The organism is Flavobacterium covae, assembly GCF_001534645.1.
GTDB lineage: Bacteria > Bacteroidota > Bacteroidia > Flavobacteriales > Flavobacteriaceae > Flavobacterium > Flavobacterium covae.
Window position 1 is genome coordinate 1,602,398 of record NZ_CP013992.1, and the last position, 17,083, is coordinate 1,619,480.

Genomic DNA, 17,083 nt, shown 5'->3' on the forward strand with positions numbered 1-17,083 from the left:
ATATTATTCTTGATTTTCTAATTCTGTTCCTTCTTCAGAATCAGTTGTTAAATGATTATTCAATTCATTTTCTTCTGAATTAATTTCCTCTTCATCTTCTTCTCTCATTACTTTACAAACTGCCGCAATAGAATCTTTTCCTTTGATATTAATCAAACGAACTCCCTGTGTTGCGCGTCCCATAACACGTAAATCTGAAACTCTCATCCGAATAGTTAAACCTGATTTATTGATAATCATTAAATCATCATCATCTGTAACGTTATTAATAGCAATAAGTGAGCCTGTTTTTTCTGTAATATTTAAGGTTTTAACTCCTTTTCCTCCACGGTTTGTAATTCTGTACACATCTTCTCCATCATCATCTACTAATTTAGTTCGTTTTCCATAACCGTTTTCTGTAACTACCAATATTTGAGAATCATTTACATGATCTCGATCAATAGACACCATCCCTATTACTTCATCTTTTTCATCAGCAAGGGTTACTCCTCTTACTCCTGATGCTGTTCTTCCCATTGGTCTGGTTTTTTCTTCTTCAAAACGAACTAGTTTTCCGGACTTAACAGCAATTAAGACTTGACTGTTTCCTGTTGTCAATTTTGCTTCTAACAACTCATCACCTTCTTTTATAGTAATAGCCGCTACCCCATTAGTACGTGGACGTGAATATTGTTCTAAAGAAGTTTTTTTAACTTGTCCTTCTTTTGTTACCATGATTACATAGTGACCATTGATGTATTCTTGATCTTTTAAATCTTTTGTACAAATAAAGGCTTTTACTTTATCATCTTGCTCAATGTTTATCAAGTTTTGAATAGCACGTCCTTTAGCAACTTTGCTTCCTTCAGGGATTTCGTATACTCTCATCCAGAAACATTTTCCTTTTTGGGTAAAGAATAACATGTATTGGTGATTGGTTGCTACGTACATGTGTTCTAAGAAATCCTGATCGCGTGTCCCCGCTGATTTTTGTCCTACTCCTCCTCTATTTTGAGTTTTATATTCTGATAACGGAGTACGTTTTATGTAGCCTGCATGTGATATGGTAATAACAACTTGTTCATCAGCAATTAAGTCTTCAATACTCATATCTCCTCCTGAGTATTCAATTGTAGAACGACGCGTGTCACCGTATTTTTCTTTAACTTCTAGTAATTCTTCTTTTATTAAATTCATACGAAGTTCTTTACTAGCTAATAATGCTTTTAACTCCGCTATTAATTTCATAATTTCTTCGTATTCTGCACGTAGTTTGTCTTGTTCAAGACCTGTTAATTGTCTTAAACGCATTTCTACAATGGCACGAGCTTGAATTTCAGAAAGATTGAATCGTTCTATTAATTTTCCACGTGCTTCTTCTCCATCTTTAGAAGAACGAATAAGTGCAATAACCTCGTCAATATTATCCGATGCTATGATTAAACCTTCTAAAATATGTGCTCTTTCTTCTGCTTTTCGTAAGTCAAATTGTGCACGACGTGTAACCACGTCATGACGGTGCTCTACAAAGTAATGTATTAAGTCTTTCAGATTTAACAATTGAGGTCTTCCGTTTACTAATGCAATATTATTAACACTAAACGATGATTGCAATTGTGTATATTTATAGAGTGTATTTAATACTACATTGGGTACAGCATCTCTTTTTAATATATAAACGATGCGCATACCGTTTCTATCAGACTCATCACGTATGGTTGATATTCCTTCAATTTTTTTATCATTTACCAAGTCAGCAGTTTTTTTAATCATTTCTGCTTTATTCACCTGATAAGGAATTTCCGTTACTACAATTGCTTCACGTCCATCTACTTCTTCAAAACCCACTTTAGCACGAATTACCACACGACCACGTCCTGTCTTAAATGCTTCACGCACCCCATCCATACCATAAATAACGCCTCCTGTTGGAAAATCAGGTGCTTTTATATAGGTAGCTAATTCATCTACTTCAATATCATTGTTATTTATATAAGCTAAAGTTCCTTCTATTACTTCAGATAAATTATGAGGAGCCATATTAGTAGCCATACCAACAGCAATACCAGATGCTCCATTTACAAGCAAATTGGGTACTTTTGTAGGCATTACTTTAGGTTCTTCTAAAGTATCGTCAAAGTTTAATTGAAAATCAACTGTTTCTTTATCAATATCAGCTAACATTTCTTCAGAGAACTTTTTCATTCTTGCCTCTGTATAACGCATAGCCGCAGGACTATCTCCATCTATTGATCCAAAGTTTCCTTGACCATCTACCATTAAATAGCGTAAGCTCCAATCCTGTGCCATACGAACCATGGCATCATATACAGAAGAATCCCCATGTGGGTGATACTTACCTAACACTTCCCCTACAATTCTCGCTGACTTTTTGTGTGGTCTATTAGAAAAAACTCCTAATTCATGCATTCCAAATAACACACGACGGTGTACAGGCTTTAAACCATCTCTAACATCTGGTAACGCTCTTGATACAATAACTGACATCGAATAATCGATATAAGCTGATTTCATTTCGTCTTCAATGTTAATTGGAATTAACTTTTCTCCCTCAGACATAAGTATTTACGTTAATTTATCAAATTTTTTACAAACGCGCTAATATACGGATTTATCTGATTTTGAACACACTCTTACTCTTGTTATTTCATTTTTTTATTAACAAACAAACAACCTGTATTGGTTAATAAATACACACAATAACCTTTGTTTGTCTCATTTTTTTTTTGTCTTTTAGCCTGACAGTATAATTGAAATGGAATGTTTTTTGTAATTCCGTTTATAAATTATTAAATTTACAATTACTAATAACTGTAAGATATGGATGACAATTTTTCACCAAGAGTTAGAGAAGTAATTACTTTCAGTAAAGAGGAAGCACTGCGTTTAGGTCATGATTTTATTGGTACTGAACACTTTATGCTTGGAATTTTAAGAGATGGCAATGGTTCTGCCATTCATATCTTAAACAATCTTTCGATTGATTTAGAGCATTTGCGTAGAAAAGTTGAGATATTAAGTCCTGCAAATCCCAATCTTTCTTTAAGTAATGATAAAAAAAATTTACATCTAACAAGACAAGCTGAAAGAGCTTTAAAAACTACTTTCTTAGAAGCCAAAGTTTTTCAAAGTACAACAATCAGTACGGCTCATTTACTTTTATGTATACTACGTAATGAAAATGATCCTACCACAAAATTATTACATAAACTCAAAATTGATTACGATACAGCTAAAGAACAATATTTAACTATGATGCCAAACGAAGAAGATTTTCAAGACAATTTTCCTAAAAACGAGTCGTCTTATGGTGATGATTCAAGACAAGATGACAGTTTTAGTCAAGGCCCCCCTTCTAATCCTGCCAATAAATCAAACAAAAAATCTAAAACTCCTGTCTTAGATAATTTTGGACGCGATTTAACCGAAATGGCAGAAGAAGGTAAACTAGATCCTGTTGTAGGACGTGAAAAAGAAATAGAACGTGTTTCGCAAATTTTAAGCCGAAGAAAGAAAAACAACCCGCTATTAATAGGCGAACCTGGCGTTGGAAAGTCAGCTATTGCGGAAGGCTTAGCTCTAAGAATTGTACAAAAGAAAGTTTCTAGAATTTTATACAACAAAAGAGTTGTAACATTAGACCTTGCTTCATTAGTAGCTGGTACTAAATATCGTGGTCAGTTTGAAGAACGTATGAAAGCCGTTATGAATGAGTTAGAAAAAAATGATGACATCATTCTATTCATTGATGAAATTCATACCATTGTGGGAGCAGGTGGAGCTACAGGCTCTCTTGACGCTTCTAATATGTTCAAACCCGCTCTAGCAAGAGGTGAAATACAATGTATTGGGGCTACTACATTAGACGAATACCGTCAGTATATAGAAAAAGATGGCGCGCTAGAACGTCGTTTTCAAAAGGTTATTGTAGATCCAACTTCCATTGAAGAGACTATCACAATACTAAATAACATAAAAGGGAAATACGAAGATCATCATAATGTGAGTTTTACACCAGAAGCTATTGAAGCTTGTGTGAAACTAACGGAACGTTATATGAGCGATCGTTTTCTTCCTGATAAAGCTATTGACGCACTAGATGAAGCGGGTTCTCGCGTACACATAACAAATATTGATGTACCTAAACAAATCCTAGATTTAGAACGTCAATTAGACGAAGTACGTGAATTAAAAAATACCGTTGTAAAACGTCAAAAATATGAAGAAGCAGCTAAACTACGTGATGATGAAAAACGCATTGAAAAAGAATTAGCAATAGCTCAAGAACAATGGGAAGAGGATTCTAAAAACAACAGAATAAGCGTTACAGAAGACAATGTTGCCGATGTAGTATCTATGATGACAGGTATTCCTGTAAATCGTATTGCGCAAACTGAAAGTAACAAGTTAGCTCATTTACCTGAAATTCTAGACAAAAAAGTGATAGGTCAAAAAGATGCAGTTCAAAAAATTGCACGTGCTATTCAACGAAATCGAGCGGGATTAAAAGACCCTAATAAACCAATAGGCTCATTTATTTTCTTAGGCTCAACAGGTGTTGGTAAAACCCAATTAGCAAAAGTATTAGCTAAAGAATTATTTGATTCAGAAGAAGCTCTAGTTAGAGTTGACATGAGTGAATACATGGAAAAATTTGCTATATCACGTTTAGTTGGAGCTCCTCCAGGATATGTTGGTTATGAAGAAGGAGGGCAATTAACCGAAAAAGTAAGACGCAAACCTTATTGTGTAGTTCTTTTAGACGAAATTGAAAAAGCACATCCCGATGTTTTCAATATGATGTTACAAGTGCTTGACGACGGTTATTTAACAGATAGTTTGGGTCGAAAAATTGACTTTAGAAATACTATTATCATTATGACTTCTAATGTAGGGGCTCGACAGTTAAAAGACTTTGGTCAAGGTGTAGGTTTTGGTACTGCTGCTAAACAAGCACAAGCAGATGACCATGCAAAAGGAGTTATTGAAAGCGCATTGAAAAAAACTTTTGCTCCTGAGTTCTTAAACAGAATTGACGACGTAATTGTATTTAACGCCCTTGAAAAAGAAGATATTGATAAAATCATCAATATTGAATTACAAAAATTATATGCTCGTATTAAAGAATTAGGATACGAATTACAACTAACGGAAGAAGCCAAAGCTTTCATTGCAGAAAAAGGTTTTGATAAACAATTTGGTGCTCGTCCGTTAAAAAGAGCCATCCAAAAATATGTAGAAGATGCACTTGCAGAAGAAATTATCACTTCTAAAATTCATGAAGGAGATATAATTGAGATGGATTTAGATACTAGTTCACAAGAATTAAAAATTCAAGTAAAAAAATCTCAAAAGCCTACAGACTAGTAGGCTTTTTTATTCGAAAATAATTATTGTTATCTTATTTTGTTTGTTTAAAAATATGTCATCTAAAAAAGAGATTATAGGGAGTGAAGAATGGTGTTCCTTCCCTGAGTTAGAAATTCCTTATATAAAAGCAAGAGTGGATTCAGGTGCTAAAACATCTGCTATACATGCCACAAATATTACTCCGTTTTCCAAAAATGGAGAAAATTGGGTCAAATTTGATGTAAATCCTCTTCAAAGCAATGTTAAAATAACTAGACATTGTGAAGCTAAATTAATTGATAAAAGGATTGTAAAAAGTTCTAGTGGCTATAGGGAACAGCGTTATGTCATAAAAACGAATTTAAGTATTGGCAATGAAACATTTCCCATAGAAGTAACCTTAGCCAATAGAGACTCCATGGGATTCCGTATGCTTTTAGGTCGTGAAGCCATGGTGGGAAAAATGATGGTAGATCCTCAAGAAAAATATATTTTAGGTCAACCTTCCTTTGACGAAATTAAATCTAATTACCACGTTAATAAAGAATCCAGTGCTAAACTAAGAATTGCTGTATTAGCTAGTAATCCTAACCTATACAGTAATCGTCGGATAATGGAAGCTGGTGAAATGCGCGGTCATGAAATGGAGTTTCTTAACATCAAAGAATGTTATATTAAGTTAGATGCCACAACTCCTGAAATTCATTATCGAGGCGGACGCGTATTAGATAATTTTGATGCTGTTATTCCTCGTATCCGACCAAGTATTACATACTACGGCTGTACCCTGATTCGGCAGTTTGAAGCCATGAGGGTTTTTACCCTTAACTCTGCAGCCGCTATTACTCAATCTCGAGATAAGTTATTTTCACTTCAATTATTATTACAAAGTGGCATTGACATTCCTACTACAGGGTTTGCCAATTCTCCTCTTGACACAAATGATTTAATTAAAATGGTTGGAGGATCACCACTAATAATCAAATTATTAGAAGGAACTCAAGGAAAAGGAGTTGTATTAGCAGAAACAAAAAAAGCAGCTGAATCCGTAATCAATGCTTTTAAAAGTCTTAATGCAAATATTTTAGTACAAGAATTCATCAAAGAAGCTAACGGTAAAGATCTACGTCTTTTCGTTGTAGATGGCAAAGTGGTAGCCGCTATGCAAAGAGAAGCCGCTCCTGGTGAGTTCAGAGCAAATATACACATGGGAGGAAGTGCATCTGTTATAAAAGTAACTGCTGCCGAAAAAAGAATTGCAATCAAAGCTGCAAAAGCAATGGATTTAAAAGTAGCTGGAGTAGACATCATTCGCTCTAGTAAAGGACCTCTTCTATTAGAAGTAAATTCTTCTCCTGGATTAGAAGGTATAGAAGGAGCTACACATAAAGATATTGCTGGTGAAATGATAAAAGCTATTGAAAAAAGTTTTAAAATAAAATAATGAATCCTTTTCTAGACATTATTATTCGTAGTTCATGCGTTTATTTCTTTATGATAATTGCGCTTCAACTATTTGGCAAAAAAGAGCTATCACAACTTAATACTGCTGATGTTATTCTCATTTTACTCATTAGTAATTCTGTACAAAATGCAATGGTAGGAAGTGATACTTCTCTATTAGGAGGTTTAACAGCAGCTTTAGCTCTTTTTATAATCAACATGGTGTTTAAAAAAGCTATGATAAAATCAAATGTTATTAAAAATTTAATAACAAGTAAACCAGAAATATTAATACATGACGGAATTACTGATTATAAAACTTTAACTCGTCTAGGAATAACTTTAGAAGAACTAGAACAAGCCATACGAGAACATGGAATTGAACATTTTGATAGTGTTAAACTTGCTATGTTTGAAACCAATGGAACTATTAGTGTGATTTCTGGAGAAAATAATTTAGTACAAACCAAACATAGACGCAAACATATACACAAATCATTTTTTTGATTCAGATGCTAAATATCCAAAGTTCTATTTTTTTTATTTATTAAAACTATGTCTTTATCTTTTTCAATTAAAAATAAATTTACAAAGGAGTTACCCGCTGACTCAATTAATGAAAATACAGTTCGTAAAGTATTCGAATCAGCTTTTTCGTTTGTTACTCCTACCCCTCCTAAAAACCCTCATTTAATTCATGCAAATATTAATTTCGCAAACGAATTAGGACTTTCCGTAAATGATGTAAAATCAGAAGATTTTCTTTCTTTTTTCTCAGGAAAAAAAATTTATCCTGAAACAAATCCTTTTTCAATGTGTTATGGAGGCCATCAGTTTGGTGTTTGGGCAGGACAACTAGGAGACGGTCGTGCCATTAATTTATTTGAAATTGAAAATAAGAACAAAAAATACACCTTCCAATTAAAAGGTGCTGGAAAAACACCTTATTCAAGAAATGCTGATGGTTTAGCTGTACTTCGTTCTTCAATTAGAGAATATTTATGTGCTGAAGCCATGAACTCTTTGGGTATTCCTACTACCCGATCCTTAAGTATTATAACAACAGGAAATGATGTATTACGAGATATTTTATACAATGGAAACCCTGCTTATGAAAAAGGTGCTATAGTCTGCCGCGTTGCTCCTTCATTCATTCGATTTGGTAATTTTGAGTTGTTTGCTGCTAGAAATGATTTAAAAAACTTACAATTATTAACTGATTTTACAATTAAACACTATTTCCCTGAAATTAAAACTACAGGAAAAGAAGCCTATATTGCTTTTTTTAAAATGGTTGCTCAACTAACGCGAAAATTAATAATAGACTGGCAACAAGTAGGTTTTGTTCATGGTGTTATGAATACAGACAATATGTCTATTCATGGCATTACTATTGATTATGGTCCTTATGGCTGGTTAGATAATTTTAATCCTAATTGGACTCCCAATACTACCGATGCTCATCAGCATAGATATGCTTTTGGCAATCAACCTCAAATATCTCTTTGGAATTTATACCAACTCGCCAATGCTCTATATCCTTTAATTAATCAAACCGAGGAATTAGAAAAAATACTACACGAATATGAAAATGAGTACGAAAATGACTATATAGATATGATGCAAAAAAAATTAGGTCTTACTCAAACTCATAACACTGATCGTGAACTAATCTATCAACTTATAAATTCCTTAGAATTAAAAGAAACAGATTATACTATTTTCTTCCGATTGCTTGGAAATGTTTCTAAAGAAAAAACTATGAAAAGCGCATTTGAAACGATACAATCTTCTTTTTATGAGACATCAAATAACAATCCTGAATTTGAACATTCATGGTCAATATGGTTACAAAATTATTTAAATAGAATTAACCTAGAACCTCTTTCTGATGAAGAAAGAAAAGAAAAAATGAATTTAGTAAATCCAAAATATATTCTTAGGAATTATATGGCTCAACTTGCTATAGAAAAAGCTGAAATGGAAGATTATACATTATTGGAAGAACTCTATCAAGTAATTCAAAAGCCTTATGAAGAACAGCCTGAATATGAAAAATGGTTTGCTAAAAGACCTGATTGGGCAAAAGAAAAAATAGGATGTTCACAACTCTCTTGTAGTTCTTAAACCAATGAAACATTTAATTGTCAATAGTCTGGCTTCTCTTTCTGGAGTAAAAAAGAACCTATCAATTGATTACACTATTTTAAAAATGTAGTTATTGTATCATTTTTGAAGTATATCATTCCTTTTAAATTATAACAAATACTTTTGGAGGTATATGCAGATTCAAAGTCGATTTATATTATTTTAAACTTTGAAATTTCCTCATAATACTATTTTTTTAACCCTAAAAATGTCCAAAAAGTTCGCAATATTGTCATTTCGCCCAAAGGGAGAAATCACATAATATTGATTATGAGACTCCTCCTCCGTAGGAATGGCAAACTGCATGTCGATTTATATTATTTAAAACTTTGAAATTTCCTCATAATACTATTTTTTTAACCCTAAAAATGTCCAAAAAGTTCGCAATCTTGTCATTTCGACCAAAGGGAGAAATCACATAATGTTTGATTTAGACACTATCCTACAAAAACAACAAAAATTAATATTGGTTCTCGATGCGCTTCGCGCTCGAACTAACGATGATTTCAATTATACTCAACCGTCTGTTCGAGTTAAAACGTATCGAGAACTTTATTTTTTAATCCCGTATTTTTTAAGTTTAAATGGTATATTTTTTTTAAATATAAAAAACCTTATAATGTATTATTTGAATGAGAATAAGGGGGATCTAAAAAATTGTAATAAAAGGGGGCAAGAACGAATAAACAGGTAATACCGTAAACTTTATAGGTGATTTCTCTTATCGTTAAAGTAACAAACTAAACGCTAAGTTTTGACTTTTATACATCTATTTATTATTATTATAAAACCTAAAGATTAGATTATGGATAGTTTTTTTTCGAACAGCCTCATTAATAAAGTTTTTTTTTATTATCCTCTAAATTTCCATTCAAATTCATCTGAATGATCGTTAAATACGGCTCCTAATTCAAAACGGATTACAGAACCATACTCTACTTGAAAAATCATCCAATTTGATTCATTAAAATAGTTATCTACTGAATCGAAGGATTCTATTTCTAAGGGTTTCAATTTTCTAGTATTCAGTAATTCCTGAATTTCGTTAATAGGTTGTGCTAAGATAGTTTTTTCAAATAGTATTAAATCTGGATTAGAGGAAATAATATATCCTAAACGAAATTCTTCATCTTCATAAAACGTCAAACGCCATTTTTGATCATTATACAAATAGATTAAGTTTTGTTCTTCATCTTCAAATTGTTTATTGGGTTGACCGTATAATTTTATAACATCATTGGGTTTCATCCCGAAAACCAATTGATCAATTCCTATTTTTGGGTTAATTTTCATCATTATTCAGCAAATTCATCATATCGTATCGGTATTTGTGGATCATATAAGGGACATTTAAATTCATCCATTATTTGGCATAGTTTATCCATATCGGTTCCTTTAGTTCCGTAACAATTAATTAATACACTTTGATTAGTTGTTTGTATATGAAAAGCACCTACTCCCATTGTATTTTTAAAACTCATCTCGTCTATTTTTTCCCATTTAAAAAACACATTGGAAATACGACTCATAATAATTGTAACAGGGAGTTCTTCTAGCTCTTTAATCATTTCTTTTTCTAACAATCTTTCATATACTTCATGATTATTAAGGTAGAATTCATCTTTATATTTCCAAAATAGTAATTCGTACATTGGGTATTGAATTTTTAGATTCGCTTTTATTTTTTATACATTGTAATTACTTTTAATCTAGGCTTGATTTGTTTTACCTAAATTAGTATTCAAAACTACCAAATTCAGACTTAATGGTTAATTTTTTAGTTTCAGAAGCTTCCACTCGCCCTATAATTTTTGCATCAACATTAAATGATTGGGCTATTGTTATGACATTGTTTGCTATTTCGGCAGGAACGTACAATTCCATACGATGACCACAATTAAAAACTTGATACATTTCTTTCCAATCAGTCTTAGATTGTTCTTGAATTAGTTTAAATAAAGGAGGTACCTCAAATAAATTGTCTTTAATAACGTGAAGGTTGTCTACAAAGTGTAAAATTTTTGTTTGAGCTCCTCCACTACAATGTATCATTCCATGGATTTGATTTGAAGTATATTTTTCTAAAATTTGTTTGATTATAGGTGCATAAGTACGTGTGGGCGACAATACTAATTTTCCTGCATCTATAGGGGATCCTTCAACAGTATCTGTAAGTTGAATACGTCCTGAATAAACTAATTCCGGTGGAACTGAAGCGTCATAACTTTCAGGATATTTACTTGCTAATTCATTAATAAATACATCGTGTCTAGCGGAAGTTAAACCATTACTTCCCATTCCTCCGTTATACATTGTTTCATAACTGGCTTGTCCGTAAGAAGCTAAACCAACAATTAGATCTCCTTCTTTAATGCGGGCATTATCTATAACCTCTGAACGCTTCATTCGGGCCGTAACGGTAGAATCTACAATAATGGTACGAACTAAATCTCCTACATCAGCCGTTTCACCACCCGTGGTGTGAATCGTAACTCCAAAAGTTTTTAATTCTTCTATAAGTTCTTCTGTACCATTAATAATAGCAGAAATAACCTCTCCTGGAATTAAGTTTTTATTACGTCCAATAGTAGAAGATAACATTATATTATTTACTGCACCTACACATAACAGATCATCTATATTCATAATTAGTGCATCTTGTGCAATACCTTTCCATACAGATAAATCGCCTGTTTCTTTCCAATACATATAAGCTAGTGAGGATTTTGTACCTGCGCCATCAGCGTGCATAACCAAGCAGTACTCATCATCTGACGTTAGATAATCGGGAACAATTTTACAAAAAGCTTTAGGAAATAAACCTTTATCAATATTTTTTATAGCGTTATGTACATCTTCTTTAGATGCAGAAACACCACGCATTGCGTAACGCTTTGAAGTATCAGAAGTCATTATATTAAGTTATGTTGTTGTAGCGCAAAGATAAAAAGAAGTTAATTCTTAGCATGGAATCCTATCTTTTTTTTTAAACTAATTATCAACTACTTCTATTTCTACTCTTCTATTAGCGGCTCTTTCTTCTTCGTTTTTTTCAGGCAAATTATATAATGGTTGGCTGCTACCAAATCCTTTATAAGACATTCTTGTTTTTTCTATATTTTTAAATTCTAAAAATTTATATACTGCTTTTGCCCGTTGAGTTGATAAATCTTGTCTATCTTTTGTTACGCAACATATATGCCCTTGAATCTGAATTTTCAAATTTGGATTTTGTTGCATAACTAACCATAATTCATAAAGTTTCCCTCTGGATTCTTGTGTTATAGCATAGGTGTTTAAAACAAAATTCAAATTTTCTATTTTTAATTTATCTCCTACTTTTGACTCGCTCAATTTTTTCATAAATTGTACGTCCAATTTTATTTCTGTTTCACTTCCATCTGGATTATTTAACAGTATACTACTAGGAAAAACAATTACCTTATCCGTATTATTAGCAGGTGTTTTTAGAACTATGATTTCTTTTTCTTTTTCTAAATCTTTTTCTTTTAAAAAAAAGAGTATGACTTTTCTATTTTCTGCTTTTATTTTTGATTGTTGGTGTAATTCTCCAAAATTAATTTTTTTAAAATCTGTTCGAATTGCCACCTTTCCTTTTATTAAATTAAAAACAGTTTCTGTTCTTTTTTTGGCTAAACTATCATTATATTGATTAGTTCCATCTTCATCTGTGTAACCACTTATGCTTAAAATTTTACTTTTTTTATTTTCTTGAATCCATTTTTCTACTTCTAATTTTTCAGATGGAGTCAATTCGTGTTGTCCACTTTTGAAATGAACAGAAAATTGTTCTTGTGTAAAACTCTTTAAGCTTAAAAAAAGCATTATGGAAACAAATAATATTTTATTCATTTAAAAGATTTTTTTATATGATAAGTATTAAAGATAAAGTATGTAATATACAAAAAATCTCTTCATATAATGTTAGTTTATAAAAATAAAAAAAAGAGCCTGACAATATCGAGGGCACTGAAAAACCTCGTTTATTTTGATCAATTTGGTTTTCTAGAGATATAAAAAACGCTTATAAAAGGATTTTAAAGATACTTTATAAACGTTTTTATTTTGTAACTGTTTTTTATTTTAGGTTATATGAGTCAGTGTTTTTTGCCTTAAGTAGGGTCATTTGGCAATTGGAATAATTAAATCGTATAAAGAAGAATGCTCACTGAATTGTATCGTTTGTTGCTGTACTAACATCTAAAAAAAAACTTGCAATTACAGCTGAATATACAAAAAAAGGAGTAGAAAAACTAAGTTTTATACTCCTTTCCTTTAACAATTAATTCTAAAAAGATTTTTTCAGTGACCTCCGTAAAAGGGCAGCTTTTTTTAAGTATCTAATCTTCTAAATAGATTTTACATTTTCTTAATTCTGGTTTTTCATGTGTATACTGATAAAACCAAGATGATAACTCTTCCACTTCATAGGGCAAAAGAATTTTAAGTGCTTTTTGTAATTCTTTTGCAAATAATTTGGCATCAAAACTTACTCTCTCTAAGATTGATTTAACAAAATCAATATTTCTCTTTGGCATGCTATTCTAGTTTAATTTTAGTTTACCAAATTTAACTATTTTGAGGTTAAAGAAGTCTTAAAATAACTATAATTTTTTTTTATTTTTTTTTAAATCCTATCATCATTTCTCTTTTCCCAGGAGGCCCCTCAACTTTAACTACCTCAAAACCAGCATATTTCATATTCCGTTTAATAACACCTCGTGCTGCATACGTTACTAACACTCCATTGTCTTTTAATGCGTTATACATTTTACAAAATATTTCTTCAGTCCATAAATCGGGCTGTACTTGATAACCAAAAGCATCAAAATAGATCAAATCGAAACGATTTAAATCTTGTATTTCTTGAAAAAACTGTTTTCTTTTTTTAAATAAAAAGTTTTCACTCAACAGAATATCTTGCTCCCATTCAGAAATGTGTATTTTTTCAAAAATATCCATTCTTGATTCTTTATTTAATGTAGTACAATAATTCATCCGTTGTACTTCTTCTATACTTATGGGATAAGCCTCTACTCCTTCATATTTTATGTATTGCTTTTTTTGTTCTGATTCTAAAAATGTTATAAAAGCATTCAATCCTGTTCCTAAGCCTATCTCCAAAATTGAAATAGATTGGTTTTCAAAAAAATTCAAACCATTTTTTATAAAAACATGATAAGCCTCTTGAATGGCTCCCATTTTTGAATGGTAACATTCATTCCAATCTACTAATTGAATCGTGGTAGATCCATCTAAAGTTGTTATAATTTTTCTCTCCAATGTTATTTTTATATAATTTTTATTTATTTTATGTCAAAGGTCTTTTCTAGATTTTAATACGTTTTATGATTTGTATTTTTTTACAAATCTATAAAGTTCGTTTCATTTTTTAAAGAAGTCTATCCTCTTGATTTTTTCTATTATATTTATATATCTTCTTTTGTTATTATTTTTTTTACGAATATTTTTACTGATTGATGAAACTATAAATTTTATATCCTATACTAATTAGGTTGTCTGTTTAAAAATTTATTTTATGAATTTAAATTTATTCACAAAAAAGCTTTTGAGTGAATATATTTAATTCTATTCTTCTTAATTTATAAAAAAAAACACCAACAAAAAGCATTATTTTTTAATAAAATAAAAAAATAAACTCTTTTGAATGAAAAAAAATACATATTTCACAACAAAACATATTATTTTTTTAACTTAGCAAAAAAAAAGGTGATGAGCTTACAAACTATAAGTGACATTGAAATAATTAGAAGTACTTCTTCCAAGATCAATCAAATTGATTTTGATAATTTAGCTTTTGGCAGCGTATTTACAGATCACATGCTTGTTTGTGATTATAGAAATGGTGCTTGGGAAAAACCCATTATCAAACCTTACGAGCCCTTTACGTTAGATCCTTCAGCGAAAGTTTTTCACTATGGTCAAGCGATTTTTGAAGGAATGAAGGCATATAAAGCCGAAGATAATTCAGTTTGGTTATTCCGTCCTCAAGAAAACCATATTCGTATGAATAAATCAGCTGTACGTATGTGTATGCCTGAGGTTCCTGAATCTATTTTTATAGATGCTTTAAAAGAATTACTAAAAATAGATGAGGCTTGGATTGAGAAAGGAATAGGTAATACTCTTTATATTCGTCCTTTTATGATAGCTATAGGCAGCGGGGTAATAGCACAACCTTCTTCACAGTATCGTTTTTGTGTTATTTTATCACCAGCTAAAGCTTATTATTCAGGCGATGTAAAAGTAATAATTGCTGATTATTATAGTAGAGCTGCTAATGGCGGAATAGGTGCTGCAAAAGCCGCAGGAAACTACTCTGGACAATTTTATCCTACTAAACTAGCAAACGAAGCTGGATTTCAGCAAATAATCTGGACTGACGATGCTACACATACACAACTAGAAGAATGTGGTACAATGAATGTTTTTTTTAGAATTAACGATACTTTACTTACAGCCCCTACTAGCGATCGTATTTTAGATGGAATAACTCGTAAAACCTTGATTACTTTAGCTGAAAGTAAAGGAATACAAGTACTCGTACGTCCAATACTTGTTTCTGAATTAATTCAAGCTTCAAAAGAGGGTAGTCTACTTGAAATATTTGGTGCAGGTACTGCTGCAGTTGTTAGTCCTATAAAAGGTTTTCAATATAAAGACGAATATTATGAACTCCCTAATATTGACAATTCTTATGCTAAACAATTAAAAGAATCTCTAACTTTTATTCAACATAAAGTAACTCATGATCCTTTTAACTGGACTGTTAGACTATAATAGCCTTACGCGAGTCTTATGATTAAATTTTAAATAAAATCCCCTGTTTTTTAAAATTATAGATTTTTTTAAAAAACAGGGGTTTTTTTTAGGTATTCAATCTTTTTTAGTGTTTTATATTTATTTTCGTTTATACTAAATATCAGAACATTATCTGCTTTATTTTTAGATTCATTTTTATCTGTTTTTCAGTAATTTACAAAGATCTAATGAAGGTACATCTTCTTTTTGTAATTTTAGGGTTAAAATTTTTCCATAAATTTTGTATTGCCATATTTTCTTCTAATTCAGGCGTTCTTATACATTTGGTTATTCCTTTTTTTGTAAAAACTTTATGGTATTCTTCAAATATAACTGCTGTTACTCCCTTACTTTGATATTCAGGGGCTATTCCTATTAAATAAAAGACTGCTTCTTTATTATTTTTCTTTGCTTGAAGCATTTTTAAGAAACCAAAAGGGAAAAGTTTTCCTTTTATTGCTTGTTGAGCAGGGGCATAATTAGGCATAACAATAGCAAAAGCAATGATGTTACCGCTATTATCTTCAACAAATTTTATATATTCAGGATTAACAAAGGGGATATATTTCTTTTTAAAATAATCAATTTGATCTTTACTAATAGCTACAAATGATTGAAGTTTTACGTATGTTTTGTTAAATAAATCAAACATACGATCTACATAGGGTTCTATTTGTTTTGTATTTGTAAAATTTATAGATTTAAAACCATAACGTGCTTTTACAAGATCAGAAGCTTTTTTTATGGGTTCATAAGGAACACTATTAAAACTAAAATCACTTTCTATAAATTTTTTTTCCATCTTAAAACCTAATTGTTCAAAATGGGTTATATAATATGGAGGTGTATACCAACCTATAGCTGTGCTTGTTTGATCAAACCCTTCTGTAAGAAATCCTACTTTATCTAGATTAGAAAACCCCATAGGTCCTTCTATATGATCCATTTGTTTTATCAAACCTAATTCTGTTACTTTTTCTATTAAAATTTTTGTAACCTCTAAATTATCAATAGTTTCAAACCAACCAAATCGTATTTTTTTTCTACCTAATTGTTCTACTTCGTCCCAATTGATTATAGCCGCTACACGTCCTACTATTTGATTATTTAAATAAGCTAAATAAAAATAGGCTTCTGCATTTTTAAAAACAGGATTTTTCTTTTTATCAAAAGTTTCCATTTCATCGCTAATTAATGGCGGTACCCAATAGGAATTATTTTTATATAATTGAAAAGGAAATTTTATAAATTCTTTTATTTCTTTTTTAGTCTTAGCTTCTATAATTGTTATCATATA

General features: G+C 31.0%; 13 protein-coding genes. 5 read left to right on the plus strand and 8 right to left on the minus strand.

All coding sequences use genetic code 11. The annotated features are described in order from the left end of the window. Nucleotides 1-3: 3 nt before the first annotated feature. Entirely contained in the window at nt 4-2,562 is a 2,559-nt protein-coding gene (gene gyrA, locus AWN65_RS07125) for a DNA gyrase subunit A (protein ID WP_060382527.1), read from the minus strand. A 261-nt stretch (nt 2,563-2,823) separates the two neighbouring features. On the opposite strand from gyrA, the gene AWN65_RS07130 reads away from it, so the two are divergent. The 4 genes from AWN65_RS07130 to AWN65_RS07145 are packed head-to-tail and all read left to right on the plus strand — an operon-like array spanning nt 2,824 to nt 8,922. After that, nucleotides 2,824-5,370: an ATP-dependent Clp protease ATP-binding subunit gene (locus AWN65_RS07130; protein WP_060382528.1), complete on the plus strand. Its 2,547-nt coding sequence runs from the start codon at nt 2,824-2,826 to the stop codon at nt 5,368-5,370. Nucleotides 5,371-5,425: 55 nt separating this feature from the next. Continuing rightward, nucleotides 5,426-6,796: a 30S ribosomal protein S6--L-glutamate ligase gene (gene rimK, locus AWN65_RS07135; protein ID WP_060382529.1), complete on the plus strand. Its 1,371-nt coding sequence runs from the start codon at nt 5,426-5,428 to the stop codon at nt 6,794-6,796. Then, nucleotides 6,796-7,302, plus strand: coding sequence for a DUF421 domain-containing protein (locus AWN65_RS07140; RefSeq protein WP_060382530.1), 507 nt, complete (start codon nt 6,796-6,798; stop codon nt 7,300-7,302). Before rimK ends, AWN65_RS07140 begins: the two co-directional genes overlap by 1 nt. Nucleotides 7,303-7,350: 48 nt before the next feature. Then, the gene (locus AWN65_RS07145; protein ID WP_060382531.1) at nt 7,351-8,922 is read left to right on the plus strand and encodes a protein adenylyltransferase SelO; all 1,572 of its coding nucleotides are present in this window, start codon (nt 7,351-7,353) and stop codon (nt 8,920-8,922) included. 873 nt (nt 8,923-9,795) lie between these two features. On the opposite strand, the gene AWN65_RS07155 is transcribed toward AWN65_RS07145, so the two are convergent. The 6 genes from AWN65_RS07155 to mnmD form a co-directional block, all read right to left on the minus strand. Then, nucleotides 9,796-10,239 carry a hypothetical protein gene (locus tag AWN65_RS07155; RefSeq protein ID WP_081078405.1) on the minus strand — a complete coding sequence of 148 codons (444 nt, stop codon included), beginning with the start codon at nt 10,237-10,239 and terminating at the stop codon, nt 9,796-9,798. Next, nucleotides 10,239-10,595 carry a hypothetical protein gene (locus AWN65_RS07160; RefSeq protein WP_060382533.1) on the minus strand — a complete coding sequence of 119 codons (357 nt, stop codon included), beginning with the start codon at nt 10,593-10,595 and terminating at the stop codon, nt 10,239-10,241. Before AWN65_RS07160 ends, AWN65_RS07155 begins: the two co-directional genes overlap by 1 nt. A gap of 82 nt (nt 10,596-10,677) precedes the next feature. Continuing rightward, complete coding sequence (locus tag AWN65_RS07165; protein WP_060382534.1) at nt 10,678-11,856, minus strand: AIR synthase related protein; 1,179 nt, start codon at nt 11,854-11,856, stop codon at nt 10,678-10,680. A gap of 78 nt (nt 11,857-11,934) precedes the next feature. Further along, a complete protein-coding gene (locus AWN65_RS07170; RefSeq protein WP_235588360.1) occupies nt 11,935-12,816 on the minus strand; it encodes an OmpA family protein in 882 nt (293 codons plus the stop codon). A 488-nt stretch (nt 12,817-13,304) separates the two neighbouring features. Further along, the gene (locus AWN65_RS07175; protein WP_014164231.1) at nt 13,305-13,502 is read right to left on the minus strand and encodes a hypothetical protein; all 198 of its coding nucleotides are present in this window, start codon (nt 13,500-13,502) and stop codon (nt 13,305-13,307) included. Nucleotides 13,503-13,581: 79 nt separating this feature from the next. Further along, nucleotides 13,582-14,247, minus strand: a complete 666-nt coding sequence (gene mnmD / locus AWN65_RS07180) for a tRNA (5-methylaminomethyl-2-thiouridine)(34)-methyltransferase MnmD (protein WP_060382536.1) — start codon at nt 14,245-14,247, stop codon at nt 13,582-13,584. 450 nt (nt 14,248-14,697) lie between these two features. Between mnmD and AWN65_RS07185 the strand changes: the two genes are divergently transcribed. Further along, nucleotides 14,698-15,765 (plus strand): branched-chain amino acid aminotransferase, encoded by a 1,068-nt coding sequence (locus tag AWN65_RS07185; RefSeq protein WP_060383852.1) that lies wholly within the window; start codon nt 14,698-14,700, stop codon nt 15,763-15,765. Between the two features lie 196 nt (nt 15,766-15,961). Here the strand turns inward: AWN65_RS07185 and AWN65_RS07190 are convergent, their stop codons facing one another. Beyond that, a complete protein-coding gene (locus AWN65_RS07190) occupies nt 15,962-17,080 on the minus strand; it encodes a hypothetical protein (protein ID WP_060382537.1) in 1,119 nt (372 codons plus the stop codon). Nucleotides 17,081-17,083: the final 3 nt, after the last annotated feature.

Coding starts and splice junctions, on each gene's coding strand:
- gyrA (WP_060382527.1), bottom strand. CDS start 2,562: ATGTCTGAGGGAGAAAAGTTAATTCCAATTAACATTGAAGACGAAATG.
- AWN65_RS07130 (WP_060382528.1), top strand. CDS start 2,824: ATGGATGACAATTTTTCACCAAGAGTTAGAGAAGTAATTACTTTCAGT.
- rimK (WP_060382529.1), top strand. CDS start 5,426: ATGTCATCTAAAAAAGAGATTATAGGGAGTGAAGAATGGTGTTCCTTC.
- AWN65_RS07140 (WP_060382530.1), top strand. CDS start 6,796: ATGAATCCTTTTCTAGACATTATTATTCGTAGTTCATGCGTTTATTTC.
- AWN65_RS07145 (WP_060382531.1), top strand. CDS start 7,351: ATGTCTTTATCTTTTTCAATTAAAAATAAATTTACAAAGGAGTTACCC.
- AWN65_RS07155 (WP_081078405.1), bottom strand. CDS start 10,239: ATGATGAAAATTAACCCAAAAATAGGAATTGATCAATTGGTTTTCGGG.
- AWN65_RS07160 (WP_060382533.1), bottom strand. CDS start 10,595: ATGTACGAATTACTATTTTGGAAATATAAAGATGAATTCTACCTTAAT.
- AWN65_RS07165 (WP_060382534.1), bottom strand. CDS start 11,856: ATGACTTCTGATACTTCAAAGCGTTACGCAATGCGTGGTGTTTCTGCA.
- AWN65_RS07170 (WP_235588360.1), bottom strand. CDS start 12,816: ATGAATAAAATATTATTTGTTTCCATAATGCTTTTTTTAAGCTTAAAG.
- AWN65_RS07175 (WP_014164231.1), bottom strand. CDS start 13,502: ATGCCAAAGAGAAATATTGATTTTGTTAAATCAATCTTAGAGAGAGTA.
- AWN65_RS07185 (WP_060383852.1), top strand. CDS start 14,698: ATGAGCTTACAAACTATAAGTGACATTGAAATAATTAGAAGTACTTCT.
- AWN65_RS07190 (WP_060382537.1), bottom strand. CDS start 17,080: ATGATAACAATTATAGAAGCTAAGACTAAAAAAGAAATAAAAGAATTT.